A 13,948-nucleotide genomic window follows, 5' to 3' on the forward strand; every position below is an offset into this window, starting at 1 on the left:
ACACGGCTCAGAACAGGTGCTTGTAGCTGTTCCAGCCGCTCGTGCCGATCAGCTTCTTGGACTTGTACGGGGCGGTGGCGTTGCCGGTGCCCTCGTACAGGTACAGCTCGCCGCCCTTGCGCGCGAGGAGGTCGGTCTTGTCGTCCTCGGTGATGTCACCCGTCGACACGAGGGTGTCGTACTGGTTCCAGCCGCTGCCGATCTTGGTGCGCTTGGCGAACGGGGCCTTCTGGTTGCCGGTGCCCTTGTACAGCCACAGGACGCCGGCCTTGTCGCGGGCGACGACGTCGTTCTTGCCGTCGCCGTTCAGGTCGCCGTTGCCGGCGATCTGGGTGTAGATGTTCCAGCCGTAACCGGCCTTGATGCGCTTGGTGACCTTGCCGTCGCCGTACCCGAGGTAGACGTACAGGTCGCCCTTGGTGTCGACGGCGAGAATGTCACCGCCGGCGGCCCCGCCGATCTGGCCGGGGGAGACGATCTTCTTGTAGATGTTCCAGCCGTAGCCGATCTGGACGGCGTTCTTTTCGAACTCCAGGTAGCCCATGTTCCCGTTGTCGTCACGGAACCAGAGGCCGTCGCTCATGCCGTCGTTGTTGTGGTCGACCTGCATGAGCGCGGAGACGTCGGTCCAGCCCTTGCCCGAGTAATCGCGGGCCGTGAGGCCGCCCTTGCCGTTGGGCCCGTACGAGTAGAGGATGCCTGCCGAGGTCGCACCGTAGAGCCAGAAGTGCGGGTTGGTGGCGGCTGCTGCGGCGGCGGGAGCCGCTGCGGGCTGGCCCGCCGAGGCGCCGCGCTCGGGCTGCGGTGCATCGGCTGCCACGGCGGAGGTGCCGGTGGCGACGAGGGCGGCGGTGAGCGCCGCGGCTGCCGCGCGAGCGGCTATGCGCACGTGGCGCCGGCCAGTGGTTTTGGCCACAAGTACTCCATGGATCGTGAAGTGGGAGGCGGCCCGCCGCACATGGGCGGCGGACCACCGATTCACCCGAATCGTGTCACGATTCAGTATTCGAATCTTTCACGTTTCGTCATGGGTCTGTAACCGAACTGAACCGGGCTCAGAAGAAGAGGCGGTACGTGTTCCAGCCCGAGGTGCCGATGAGGGCCTTCGGCTTGTACGGGGCGGTGGCGTTGCCGGTGCCCTCGTACAGGTACAGCTCACCCTTCGAGTTGCGCGCGACCAGGTCGGTGATGCCGTCCATGGTCAGGTCGCCCGCGCCGAAGAGGGCGTTGTACTGGTTCCAGCCGCTGCCGATCTTCGTACGCTTCTCGTACGGGGCCTTCTGGTTGCCGGTGCCCTTGTAGAGCCACAGGACGCCGGCCTTGTCGCGGGCGACGATGTCGTTCTTGCCGTCGCCGCTCAGGTCGCCGTTGCCCGCGATCTGGGTGTAGATGTCCCAGCCGTAGCCGACCTTGAGGCGCTTGGTGACCCGGCCGTCGCCGTAGCCCAGGTACAGGTACAGGTCGCCCTTGGTGTCGCGGGCGAGCAGGTCACCGCCCTCGGCGCCGCCGAACTGGCCGACCGAGACGACCGTGTTGTAGATGTCCCAGCCGTAACCGACCTTCTTCGCCGGTTCGTTGTCCGAGTAGTACCAGATGTTGCCCGTGGTGCCGAGCTGCCAGCGGCCGTCCGCGAGGTTGTCCGCGTTGTGGTCGACCTGGCCGACGAAGGCGAGGCCCGTCCAGCCGCTGTCGATCTTGACGCGCGGGGTGAGGGTGCCGTCGCCGAGCGGCGTGTAGTGGTAGGCGTTGCCGGAGCTGTCGACGCCCTGGAGGCTGAACAGGGGCGCGTCGCCCACCTCGGCGGCGGAGGCGGTGGCGGCGGAGGCGCCGGTGGCGACCAGGGCCGCGGTTATCGCGGCGGCGGCGAGACGGGGCACAGCCCGTCCGGGCCGACGGCCAGAGATCTTGGCCACGTGTGTTCTCCATGGATGATGGGACGAGGCGTGACGCGCCGCGGGATACGGGGACACGCCACGGAATTGAGGGTGATCCTTTCACGAGTCCCTCACGTCTCCAAGGGTTTGGCGAAATGCGGCCACCACCCGGCCTTCGCCCCGATATGCGGACACCTGCGGCGTTCGCGGGAGCGGTGTACCGGTGTCAGGCCCGGTGTGCCGCGATCAGCCGCTGATACCAGCGGTAGCTGTCCTTCGGGGTGCGTTCCAGGGTGTCGTAATCGACGCGGATGATCCCGAACCGCTTCGCATATCCCAGCGCCCACTCGAAGTTGTCGAGCAGCGACCACACGTAGTAGCCCCGCACATCGACGCCCGCGTCCATCGCGGACCGCAGCGCCGCCAGATGCGTACGCAGGTACTCCACCCGGTCCGCGTCCCGCACCGCGCCGTCCGGCTCGACGGTGTCGTGCTCCGCCGAGCCGTTCTCCGTGATGTGCACCGGCGGCAGCGCGTCCCCGTAGGTGTCCTTGAGGGCGGTCAGCAGATCGGTGAAGGACTCCGGCACGACCGGCCAGTCCATCGCCGTGCGCCGCACGTCCGGGTACCGGGTCTCGGCGTACCGGTTGTCGGTGGCGACCCGCAGCGCCGGGTCGGGCTCACGGTGCGGGGCGTCGGCGACCACGATCGGGCGGTAGTAGTTGATGCCCAGGAAGTCCAGCGGCTGGGAGATCAGCTCCAGGTCGCCCTCGCGCCGGAAGTCCTGCCCGGTGATCAGCTTGCCCCAGGTCTCCTCCTCGGTGGCCGGGTAGCGGCCCGCGAGGATCGGCTCCGTCCACACCAGGTTGTGCTGGGTGTCCGCCCGGACCACCGCGGCCCGGTCGGCGTCCGATCCGGTGGCCGGCACATTGCGGTCCAGGTTGAGCGTGATGCCCGCCTCCCGGACGCCCGCCGCGCGCAGCGCCGTCATCGCCAGGCCGTGGCCGACGAGCAGGTGGTGGGCGGCGGCCAGGGCGCCGCGCCCCTCCTGCGCGCCGGGGGCGTGGCGGCCCACGGAGTAGCCGAGGAAGGCGCTGCACCAGGGCTCGTTGAGGGTGATCCAGCGCGGCACCCGGTCGCCCAGGTGCTCGGCGACGATCGCCGTGTACTCGCCGAACCGCTCGGCCGTCTCCCGTACCCGCCAGCCGCCCCGGTCCTCCAGGGCCTGCGGCAGGTCCCAGTGGTAGAGGGTGGCGGCCGGTTCGATGCCCGCTTCGAGCAACTCGTCGACGAGCCGGGAGTAGAAGTCGAGGCCCTTCGGGTTCACCGCGCCGGAGCCCTCCGGCAGGATGCGCGACCAGGCGAGGGAGAAGCGGTACGAGTCGACGCCGAGATCGCGCAGCAGCGCCACGTCCTCCCGGTAGCGGTGGTAGTGGTCGCAGGCCACGTCGCCCGTGTCGCCGCCGTCCGTGCGGCCGGGCGTGTGGCTGTAGGTGTCCCAGATGGACGGGCCGCGGCCGTCCTCCCGCACGGCGCCCTCGATCTGGTACGAGGCCGTGGCCGCGCCGAACACGAAACCGGGCGGAAAGACCGGGAACTCACTCATGGATGCGATGCCCTTACTTGACCGAGCCGCCGGTGATCCCGGCGGCGATGTATTTCTGCGAGAGCACGAGCAGGACGGCCGCCGGGATCGCGGACAGCACGGACGCCGCCATCACCGAACCCCAGTCGCCGACATGCGCGCCGATGTACTGGTAGATGCCGAGCGTGATCGGCTTGACGTCGTCCGTGGTGTTCAGCGTCAGGGCGAACATGAAGTCGCTCCACGCGTACAGGAACGCGAACAGCCCGGCGGTGATCAGCGAGTTCCGGCTCATCGGCAGCACGACCCGGACGAAGGTGCGCAGCCGCCCGGCGCCGTCCACCTCGGCCGCCTCGATCACCTCGCGCGGGATGGCGACCATGAACGACCGCATCAGGACGATCGCGAACGGGATGCCCAGCGAGGCGTCGGCCAGCATCAGCCCGGCGTAGGAGTTGACCAGGCCGAGGTCCACGTAGGCGCTGTACAGGGCGTTGGCGATGACGATGCCCGGAACCATCTGGGTGATCAGGGTGCCGAAGACGATGCTCTTGCTGCCCCGGAGCCCGAACTGCGCCAGCCCGTACGCGGCGGGCGCCGAGATCGCCAGGCAGATGGCGACCGCGCCGAGCGCCACCGCCAGTGAGGTCAGCAGGTTGCCGCCCTGGTCGCTGAGCGCCGAGCGGAAGCCCGACAGGTCCAGGCCGTGCGGGATGGGATCGACCTCCAGCAGTCCGGAATCGGGCTGCAGCGCGGTGTTCACCATCCAGTACAGCGGGAACAGCATCACGCACAGCACCAGGATGCCGAAGACCATGGCGCCCCAGCGCCGCTTCGGCCGGCCGGTGAGTTGCGTGGGAGCGGGGGTACGCACGGTGTCCGCCATGCCGGTCACTTCCCCTCGTTGCGGTTGGCCCGCAGGTAGAACACCGCGAAGACGGCGGAGATCAGGATCAGGATGTTGCCGACCACGGCACCGGCCCCGAAGTCCAGCTGGACGAAGGAGTTCTGGTACGTGAGGGTGCCGAGGGTCTGGGTGGAGTCTGCGGGTCCGCCGTCGGTGAGCGCGAGGATCAGATCGAGGATCTTCACCGTGGACATGAAGCCCAGCACCAGCACCACCGTGATCACCGGCCGCAGCATCGGCAGCGTGATCGAGCGGAAGGTGCGCCAGGCGGACGCGCCGTCCAGCGAGGCGGCCTCGTACAGCTCCTTGGGGACCTCCTGGAGCCCGCCGTAGAGGATCACCATGTTGAACGGGATGCCGATCCAGATGTTCACCAGGATCACCGAGGTCAGCGCCATGCTCGTGCTGGTCAGCCAGGGGGTGTCACCGCCGAGACCGATGGTGCCCAGGAACGAGTTGAGGACGCCGGTGTCCTGGTCGAGGATGCGCCGCCAGACGACACCGGAGACCACCATCGGCACCAGCCACGGCAGCAGGATCAGCGACCGCAGCACCCCGTTGAGCGGGAAGCGCCGGTTGAAGAACACCGCCAGGGCCAGACCGATGCCGAACTGTCCGATCAGCGAGCCGATGGTGAACAGGATTGTGTGCCACAGGGCCTTCCCGAACAGCTCGTCGTTGAAGACCTTGCTCCAGTTGTCCGTCCCGTTGAACGGCGACTCGCCCGTGAAGAACGTGGACGGCGAGTAGTCCTGGAAGCTCATCACGATGTTCCGGACGAGCGGATAGCCGAAGAACAGCGCCATGAAGATCACGGCGGGGGCGATGAAGCCCCACTGGGCGAGCCGTCGTCGGCGGCGGATGCGGGCGGGGTTCGGCGGCTTCGGGGCCTTCTTCGCGGCGGGCGCCGGGCCCGCGCCCGCGGAGGCGGTGGTGGTCGACATGGTTCGGATACCTCAGTTCCCGCTCGTCGCGCGCTTCTGGGCGCGGTTGAGGGCGGCCTCGCTCGACTCGCCGGTCAGGGCGGACTGGAACGCGCTCTGCAGCGCGAGGGAGACGGACGACCAGCGCGCGCCGAGCTTGGCCGTACGGGACCGGGCTGTGGCGACCTGGTCGGCCAGGGCGTCCAGCTCCGGCACCTTCGTCCGCCACACGGCGGCGGCCTTCTCGTTGGCCGGGACCATCCAGCTGTTCAGCGCGTAGGTGATCTGCTCCTGCTCGCCGGACATGCAGCCGATGATCTCGGCGGCCTTCTTCTCGCGCTTCTCGTCGCCGGTGTTGGGCACGGTGAGTACACCGCCGCCCAGCGGGCCCACCGAGTCGTCGCCGGCCTCCGGGACCGGGATCTCGGCGATGCCCCAGTTCAGGCCCTTCCTGGAGTTCAGGGTCTCCACCTGCCAGGGGCCGTTGATCATCATCGCGGCGTTGCCGGCCATGAACTGGTCGTTCACATCGGCCTGGGTCCAGTTGACCGTCGACTTGGACAGCGAGCCGTCCGCCAGCAGGCTCTTCCAGTAGTCCAGCGCCCCGACCACCTCGGGGCTGTCGAGCTTCGTCTCGTCGCCGCCGTTGGACCACATGAAGGGGGTGAACTGGAAGACGCCGTCCTCCGCGCCGCCCGCGCTGAGCGCGATCCCGTACTGCCGGCCGTGCGTGAGCTTCTTCGCGGTCTCCCGCATCTCGTCCCAGGTGGTGGGGACCTCCAGCCCGGCCTTGTCGAGCGTGTCCTTGTTGTAGAAGAGGGCCAGCGTGTTCACGGTGCGCGCGGCCCCGTAGTAGGTGCCCTCGTAGGAGCCGAAGTCCACGATGCCGCCGGGGATGTCCTTCGTGCTCAGCCCGAGGTCCTTCAGCGGGATCAGCCCGCCGGCCTCGGCGAACGTCGGCATCTCGGAGGCGTCCAGCTGGAGCACGTCCGGCAGCGACTTGGAGGACGCCATCCGCAGGGCCTTGGTCATCACCTGCGAGGCCGGAACGCTCTGCTGCTCGATGGTCACCCCGAGCCGCTCACTGCACCGGGCCAGCGTCTGGGCGTCCCAGCGGTGGTAGGACTCGTCGGTCGACGAGTTCAGCACGGTGTAGACGTCCGGGTCCCGCTGCTGGCCGCAGCCCGTCAGGACCGCACCGCCGATCAGCGCGGACACGACGGTGAGCGGGACGGCGACCCGAGGGGTGAAGCGGTTCGACATTCTGCTGCCTCTTGTCGGCGGGGCCCGGACGGCTGCGCTGCCGTCCGACCGATTTGTTTGCTGCCAGTACTAATACGTCATGTGGCCCGGCGTTTCTAGACCGTCCTGGTGACGTGCACGTCACACTGGGACAACGCGCCCGCTCAGCGGGGGTCTCCCGGTCCGCGATCCAGCGGATTCATAGGTTCCGCAAGGCAAATCGAAGCGCTTCGAAAAACATTTGTTTTGTGTACGATCAAATCAGGACCCACAGGAACGGACCCCCCATGAAGTTCACCGACGGCTTCTGGCAGATGCGAGACGGTGTCCACGCCTCGTACGCCACCGAACTCCGCGACCTCCGCCTCGACACCGACCGTCTCACCGCCTACGCCGCGGTCCAGCGCGTGACGCGGCGCGGGGACACCCTCAACGCGCCCCTGATCACCGTGGAGGCCCACGCCCCCGCCGAGGGCGTCATCGGTGTCCGGATCACCCATCTGGCGGGCAGGCGCCACCCCGGCCCGGACTTCGCGCTGCCCGGCGCCACCGGAGACGCCTCCGCCGCCACCCGTGAGAACGCCGGCGCCGCCGAGCTGACCAGCGGCGGGCTCACGCTCCGGCTGCCCACCTCCGGCGCCTTCGGCCTGGAGTTCCGCGACGCGGACGGCCGGCTGCTCACCGCCGCCGGGCGCAAGGGGACGGCCTTCGCCACCACCGGTGACGGCGCCCACCACATGTTCGCCCAGCTCGCGCTCGGCGTCGGGGAGAACGTCTACGGGCTCGGCGAGCGGTTCACCCCGTACGTCAAGAACGGCCAGACCGTCGACATGTGGCAGGCGGACGGCGGCACCAGCAGCGAGCAGGCGTACAAGAACGTCCCGTTCTACCTCTCCTCGCGCGGCTACGGCGTCTTCGTCAACCACCCCGGCCGGGTCTCCTTCGAGGTCGGCTCCGAGGCGGTCGGCCAGGTCCAGTTCAGCGTCGAGGACCAGACCCTGGAGTACTACGTCGTCGCCGGGCCCACCCCCAAGGAGGTGCTGGCCCGCTACACCGCGCTCACCGGCCGCCCGGCCCTGCCCCCGGCCTGGTCCTTCGGCCTCTGGCTCACCACCTCGTTCACCACCTCCTACGACGAGGCCACCGTCACCTCGTTCGTGGACGGCATGGCCGAGCGCGGCATCCCGCTCTCCGTCTTCCACTTCGACTGCTTCTGGATGCGCGAGTACCAGTGGTGCGACTTCGAGTGGGACCCGGCCGTCTTCCCCGACCCGGCGGGCATGATCGCCCGGCTCAAGGCCAAGGGCCTGCGGATCTGCGTCTGGATCAACCCGTACATCGCGCAGAAGAGCCCCCTGTACGAGGAGGGCGCGGCGCGCGGCTACTTCGTCCGCACCCCCGGGGGCGACATCTGGCAGTGGGACAAGTGGCAGGCCGGCATGGCCCTGGTCGACTTCACCAACCCGGAGGCCACCGCCTGGTTCCAGGGCAAGCTCCGTACGCTGCTCGGACAGGGCGTGGACGGCTTCAAGACCGACTTCGGCGAGCGCATCCCCACCGATGTCGTCTGGCACGACGGCTCCGACCCGGAGCGCATGCACAACTACTACACGCACCTGTACAACAAGGCCGTCTTCGAACTCCTGGAGAAGGAACGCGGCCGGGGCGAGGCCGTCCTGTTCGCCCGCTCCGCCACGGCCGGCGGCCAGCAGTACCCCGTCCACTGGGGCGGCGACTGCTGGTCCTCCTTCGAGGCGATGGCGGAGTCCCTGCGCGGCGGCCTGTCCCTCTCGCTCTCCGGCTTCGGCTTCTGGAGCCATGACATCGGCGGCTTCGAGGGCACCCCCGACCCGGCCGTCTTCAAGCGCTGGCTCGCCTTCGGACTGCTCTCCTCGCACAGCAGGCTGCACGGCTCCTCGTCGTACCGGGTGCCGTGGGAGTTCGGCGATGAGGCGGTGGACGTCGCCCGCCGCTTCACGGAGCTCAAGCACCGGCTGATGCCCTACCTGTACGGGGCGGCCGTCGAGGCCCACCGCACCGGCGTCCCGGTCATGCGGCCCATGCTCCTGGAGTTCCCGGACGACCCGGCCGCCCGCACCGCCGACCGGCAGTACATGCTCGGCCCGGACCTGCTGGTCGCCCCGGTCTTCAGCGAGGACGGCGAGGTCGAGTACTACGTCCCCGAGGGCACCTGGACCCACCTGCTGACCGGCGAAACCGTCACCGGCCCAGCCTGGCACCGGGACACCCACGGCTTCGACAGCCTGCCGCTGCTCGTCCGCCCCGGCGCGGTCCTCCCGCTCGGCGCGGACACCTCACGCCCCGACGCCGACTGGACCGACGGGCTGGAACTGCGCGCGTACGCCCCCGAGGGCACCGGCGACTTCACCCGCACGGTGACGGTCCCCGACCTCACGGGCGCCCCCGCCGCCACCTACCGGGTGGTCCACGAGGCCGGCACGCTCCACGTCACCAGTGACACGGACCGGCCGCACCGGGCGGTGGCCGTCACGCCCGGCGCGCCCGCTCCCGCGATCTGACCCAGGCGGTGAACGCCTCGACCGCGTCCACCACCGCTTCGAACCGCGGCGAGTGGTACAGGTCGAAGGCATGGTGGCCGCCCCGCAGCTCGGCGTACACGACCGGGTTCGCGGAGGCGGCCCGCAGCCCCTCGACCACCTCCCGGATGCCGGCCACCGGCACCAGCGGGTCCAGATCGCCGTGCGCGACGAACATCGGGGGCGCGTCCGGCCGGGCGTGGCCCAGCGGCGACGACTCGGGGCCCTGGTCCCAGTACGAGCCCAGGAAGCCGTTGAGGACGACGACCCCGCTGACCGAGGTGTCGGCGTCCTCGAACCCCGGCTGGAACGCGGGGTCACCGGCGGTCAGCGCGGCGATCGAGCCCATGTGGCCGCCCGCCGAACTGCCCGCGACGAACACGGTCGAGGCGTCCGCCCCGTACTCGTGGGCGTGTTCCCGCGCCCAGGCGATCACCCTCTTCAGGTCGATCATGTGCTCCGGGTGCCGCACCTGCGGCTTCAGCCGGTAGTTGGCGCTGATGGTGACCCACCCCCGGCTCGCCAGCCGGTGCAGCAGCGGGAGCGACTGGCTGTTCTTGTGGCCGCCGCTGTAGTGGCCGCCGTGCATGTGGATCAGCACCGGCCCGCCCTGCGGCCGGGCGCGGTGGTGGTACACGTCCAGCAGATTGCGGCGCCCCGCGTCCCCGTACGACAGGTTCGCCACCCGCCGCACGCTCCGGTGGCGCCGCAGGATCGGCAGGAACACGACGTGCGGCCACGGCGGCCGGCGGCGCAGCCCCCGGGCGAGATCCGCGTCGATCGAGGCGCGCCAGCCCTGGCCCAGCTCCTTCGTCATCGCCCGCTCGATCCGCTCCCGCTCGCCCGACGCGCGGCGGGCGACGACCACGAGGCCGGGCACGGTCGCGGCGGCCAGCGCGACGATCGCCCAGGCGCCCGGCGAGTCCCGGACGTCGTCCTGGGCGAAGGCCATCGCCGTGGGGACCAGCAGCATCCAGAAGAGGACGGCGTACGGCAGCTCGTTGGCGGCCAGGCCGAAGAAGTAGGAGGGGCGGCCCAGCGGGCGCTCCCAGGGCACCGGCCACAGCGCGCACAGCGTTCCGATCGCTGCGACGGCGACGGGGATCAGATATCCGACGGGCACGGCACCTCCCAGGGACGGCAGCCGGTACTGCCCGCTCGCCCACCCCCGGCCGGAGGTGGCCCGACCAGTCTTCCCCGGCGCGCCCCGGTCATCAACGACCGTCCTGGTAACGTCCTTTGACTCTGGGCTAAAGAATCCGGGGGCCGCGCGCGTGGAGATGCGGGAGATAGAGATCTTCCTGACCCTGGCGGAGGAGCTGCACTTCAGCCGCACCGCCGAACGGCTGGGCGTGAGCCCCGGCCGGGTCAGCCAGTCGGTCAAGAAACAGGAACGGCTCATCGGCGGACCGCTGTTCGACCGCACCACCCGCACCGTGCGCCTCTCGCCCCTCGGCGAACAGCTGTACCAGGCCCTCGAACGCGGACACCGGCAGATCACCGAGGGCATCGAGGCGGCCAGGGCCACCGCCCGGGGCACCAGGGGCACCCTGACCCTCGGCACCATGGGCCCGTACTCCCTCCAGATCGAGAGGACGCTGGAGCTGTTCCGCGCCCGCCACCCCGACGCCCGCGTCCGGCACCGCGAGATCCAGCCCGCCTCGCCCCTGGACCTGCTCCTGTCCGGCGACGTGGACCTGGTGTACGTGTGGCTGCCGGTCGAGGAGCCCGGACTGACCGTCGTCCCGACCGCGCACGTCTCCGAGCTGCTCCTCATGGTCGGCGCCGGGCACCCCTTCGCCCGGCGGGAGGCCGTCTGCCTGGAGGACTTCGGCGACTGCGCCGTGGTCGAGGGCGGCTCGATCCCCTCCACCATGGAGGAGGCCCTGAACCCCCGCCGCACCCCGTCCGGCCGCCCGGTGCCCCGGGGGCCGCGCGTCACCACCTGGCAGGAGGCGCTCAGCGTGGTCGCCTCGGGCCAGGCGGTCGCCGCCGTCCCGGCCGAGACGCCCCGCTTCTACGCCTGGCCGAGCCTGGTCTACCTCCCCATCCGCGACGCGCCGCCCTGCCGCTGGGCCCTCGCCTGGCGCACCGCGGCCGCCACCCCGCTCATCCGCGCCTACGCCGAGGCGTCGGCCGACGCCGACCGCTTCCGCGACGACCCCCGCGCGTAGCCGTACCGGATCACGAACGACCCCCGCGCGCAGCCGTACCGGATCGCCAACGACCCCCGCGCGCAGCCGTACCGGATCGCCCGCCGGGCGCGCCCCGCGCCGTGCGGCCCGGCCGGAATGGGATCGTGGGGCGGCGGGTTCGCACCCGGCGAAACGCGTGAGCGGTTACGGCACTGAGAGCGGACGGCCTTCACATGGGCGAACTGATCCTGATCCGGCACGGCGAGACCGCGTGGTCCCGTGACGGGCGGCACACCAGCCACACCGACCTGCCTCTGACCCCCCTCGGCGAACGCCAGGCCCGCGCCCTGGCCCCGCTGCTCGCCGAGCGCTCCCTCGCCCTCACCCTCGTCAGCCCGCTCGTCCGGGCGCTGCGCACCGCCGAACTCGCCGGGCTCGCCGCGCCCCGCGTCACCCCGGAGCTGCACGAGTGGGACTACGGCGGCTACGAGGGCGTCACCACGGACGAGATCCACCGCACCCGGCCCGGCTGGAACCTCTGGACGGACGGGGTGGCGGCCGGGCCCCCGGACCATCCGGGGGAGACCCCGGCCCAGGTCGGCGAGCGGGCCGACCGGGTGCTGGCGCAGGTGGCCGACGCGGCGGCGCGGGCCGGCGACCGGGACATCGCGCTCGTCGCCCACTCGCACTTCCTGCGTGTCCTGACCGCCCGCTACCTGGGGCTCGGCCCGGCCGGGGGCACCTTGTTCCAGCTGGCCACGGGCGCGGTGTCGCGGCTGGGCCGGGAACACGGCAACCCGGTCGTCACCGCGTGGAACGTCGCGCTGCCGCAGAGCCTCTTCCCGGTGACGGCCCACGAGGGCCCGGAACACTACTGACAAGTTGATTGGACTGGACCAATAGTGGTCTTCAACGGAACCGCGCCACAAGGAGATCGCCCGTCCGAGCGGCACGGCGCCATCCTAGGTCTCAAGTAGGGAAAGACTCTTTCGTAAGTCCGCATTCGATCTTGCGTAGTTGACGAGAAGTGGACTATACCTGTCGGCGTCCGCATAGCCGAGGTAGTCGGCGGCGGTCCAGGGGGAATCGGAAGCGGTCCGTGCGAACGAGTGCGCGGCGCGCCGGAGGCTCCCCGTGGCCAGAATGATCCAGCTTCAACTGACCGCGGTGGCGGGACCCTTTGCCGAGGCACATTCTCGCTGGGCGACCGGTACACCGCCTGAGTCCTGGAGAAGGCGAGGACTTGAGCATGGGAACCACCTCCGCTCACGGTAATGAGGGTCTCGGACGCCGTGATCTGATCAAGCGGTCCGCAGCCATTGGGCTGATCACCGTGCCGACGATGAGTCTCCTGACGAGCTGCGCCACCGGTGGCGGCGGCAGCGACGAGAAGAAGACCAAGGCGCCGGCCGGCAAGACCTCCGCCACCAACCCCCTCGGTGTGAAAAAGGGCCTGGCGCTCGAAGCGTTCATCTTCAAGGGCGGTCTGGGCGACCAGTACGCCAAGGACGCGGAGGCCGACTACAAGTCGACGTACGGGGCGACGGTCAAGCACACCGGCACCCAGCAGGTCGGCCCGAAGCTGACCCCGCGCTTCGCGGGCGGCAACCCGCCGGACGTGATCGACAACTCCGGCGCCGACCACCTCAACATGAACAAGCTCTCCGACCAGGGCCAGCTCCAGGACCTGAAGGCGCTGCTCGACGCGGGCTCCATCGACGACCCGGCCAAGAAGGTCCGGGACACGATCCACCCGAGCACCCTGGAGAAGGGCCTGCACGGCGACACGTTCGACGTGCTGTACTACGCCTTCACCATCTACGGCACCTGGTACTCCCAGAAGCTGATGGAGTCCAAGGGCTGGGAGTACCCCAAGTCCCTCAGCGACATGGTCAAGCTCTGTGGCGAGATCAAGAAGGAGGGCATCGCGCCCTGGACGTACGCGGGCAAGTACCCGTACTACGTCCACTTCAACCTGTTCGCCCAGATCGCCAAGATCGGCGGCATGGACGCCTGGATGGCGATCGACAACCTTGAGCCGAACGCGTGGACGAAGAACGACGCGGTCAAGGAAGTCATCGAGCACTACGAGGAGTTGGCCGCCAAGAAGTACTTCCTGGAGGGCAGCCAGGGCCTCACCCACATCCAGTCCCAGACCCAGTGGACCAAGGGCAAGGCAGTCTTCATCCCGAACGGTTCCTGGGTCGAGAACGAGGCCGCCCCGACCACCCCGGAGGACTTCGGGATGGCGGTCGGCGCGCTCTTCGACGGCACCGGCGACAAGATGCCGCACGGCTCCCTGCGCGCCGAGCCCAGCGAGCCGTTCATCGTGCCGAGCAAGGGCAAGAACCCGGTCGGCGGCATGGAACTGCTGCGCATCATGCTCTCCAAGAAGCACGCGCAGAACTTCGCCACCAAGGTCAAGTCCCTCACCTGTGTGATGGACGCGACCGAGGGGATGAAGCTGTCGCCGGGTCTGGCCTCGGCCAGTTCGGTCTTCAAGGAGGCCGGCACCAACCTCGTCAGCTGCCAGCTGCAGGAGTGGTACCCCGCCCTGACGGACGAGAAGATGGGCGGCCTGACGGGCCAGCTGCTCACGGGTGACCTCAAGGCGTCCGACTGGATCAAGAAGACCCAGGAGGCGGCCGACAAGGTCGCCAAGGACGACTCGGTCGCCAAGTTCAAGCGCACTTCCTGAGCTGCGCCCCGAAACCGAGGAGAAGG

General features: G+C 69.8%; 11 protein-coding genes. 4 read left to right on the forward strand and 7 right to left on the reverse strand.

What is annotated here, in order from left to right:
• Positions 1–7: 7 nt before the first annotated feature.
• The 6 genes from OG710_RS24375 to OG710_RS24400 form a co-directional block, all read right to left on the reverse strand.
• On the reverse strand, positions 8–916 hold the full coding sequence (locus OG710_RS24375) for an FG-GAP repeat domain-containing protein (protein ID WP_330241209.1): 909 nt from the start codon (positions 914–916) through the stop codon (positions 8–10).
• A 139-nt stretch (positions 917–1,055) separates the two neighbouring features.
• On the reverse strand, positions 1,056–1,913 hold the full coding sequence (locus OG710_RS24380) for an FG-GAP repeat domain-containing protein (protein ID WP_330241210.1): 858 nt from the start codon (positions 1,911–1,913) through the stop codon (positions 1,056–1,058).
• A 187-nt stretch (positions 1,914–2,100) separates the two neighbouring features.
• Positions 2,101–3,480: a GH1 family beta-glucosidase gene (locus OG710_RS24385; protein WP_330241211.1), complete on the reverse strand. Its 1,380-nt coding sequence runs from the start codon at positions 3,478–3,480 to the stop codon at positions 2,101–2,103.
• A gap of 13 nt (positions 3,481–3,493) precedes the next feature.
• Entirely contained in the window at positions 3,494–4,345 is an 852-nt protein-coding gene (locus OG710_RS24390) for a carbohydrate ABC transporter permease (RefSeq protein WP_330241212.1), read from the reverse strand.
• Between the two features lie 5 nt (positions 4,346–4,350).
• The gene (locus OG710_RS24395) at positions 4,351–5,310 is read right to left on the reverse strand and encodes a carbohydrate ABC transporter permease (RefSeq protein WP_330241213.1); all 960 of its coding nucleotides are present in this window, start codon (positions 5,308–5,310) and stop codon (positions 4,351–4,353) included.
• 12 nt (positions 5,311–5,322) lie between these two features.
• Positions 5,323–6,552: an ABC transporter substrate-binding protein gene (locus OG710_RS24400; RefSeq protein WP_330241214.1), complete on the reverse strand. Its 1,230-nt coding sequence runs from the start codon at positions 6,550–6,552 to the stop codon at positions 5,323–5,325.
• A gap of 266 nt (positions 6,553–6,818) precedes the next feature.
• Here OG710_RS24400 and yicI point away from each other — a divergent pair, with 266 nt between their 5' ends.
• Positions 6,819–9,071, forward strand: coding sequence for an alpha-xylosidase (gene yicI, locus OG710_RS24405; protein WP_330241215.1), 2,253 nt, complete (start codon positions 6,819–6,821; stop codon positions 9,069–9,071).
• Here the strand turns inward: yicI and OG710_RS24410 are convergent.
• The gene (locus tag OG710_RS24410; RefSeq protein ID WP_330241216.1) at positions 9,040–10,212 is read right to left on the reverse strand and encodes an alpha/beta hydrolase; all 1,173 of its coding nucleotides are present in this window, start codon (positions 10,210–10,212) and stop codon (positions 9,040–9,042) included. The two genes, yicI and OG710_RS24410, sit on opposite strands and share 32 nt — an antisense overlap.
• Positions 10,213–10,369: 157 nt before the next feature.
• On the opposite strand from OG710_RS24410, the gene OG710_RS24415 reads away from it, so the two are divergent.
• The 3 genes from OG710_RS24415 to ngcE all read left to right on the forward strand — a co-directional run bounded on the left by OG710_RS24415 (position 10,370) and on the right by ngcE (position 13,922).
• Positions 10,370–11,263 (forward strand): LysR family transcriptional regulator, encoded by an 894-nt coding sequence (locus OG710_RS24415; protein ID WP_330242332.1) that lies wholly within the window; start codon positions 10,370–10,372, stop codon positions 11,261–11,263.
• Positions 11,264–11,457: 194 nt separating this feature from the next.
• A complete protein-coding gene (locus tag OG710_RS24420; RefSeq protein WP_330241217.1) occupies positions 11,458–12,102 on the forward strand; it encodes a histidine phosphatase family protein in 645 nt (214 codons plus the stop codon).
• 371 nt (positions 12,103–12,473) lie between these two features.
• Positions 12,474–13,922, forward strand: a complete 1,449-nt coding sequence (gene ngcE, locus OG710_RS24425) for an N-acetylglucosamine/diacetylchitobiose ABC transporter substrate-binding protein (RefSeq protein ID WP_330241218.1) — start codon at positions 12,474–12,476, stop codon at positions 13,920–13,922.
• Positions 13,923–13,948 lie beyond the last annotated feature (26 nt).

The organism is Streptomyces sp. NBC_00525, from assembly GCF_036346595.1.
Lineage (GTDB): Bacteria > Actinomycetota > Actinomycetes > Streptomycetales > Streptomycetaceae > Streptomyces.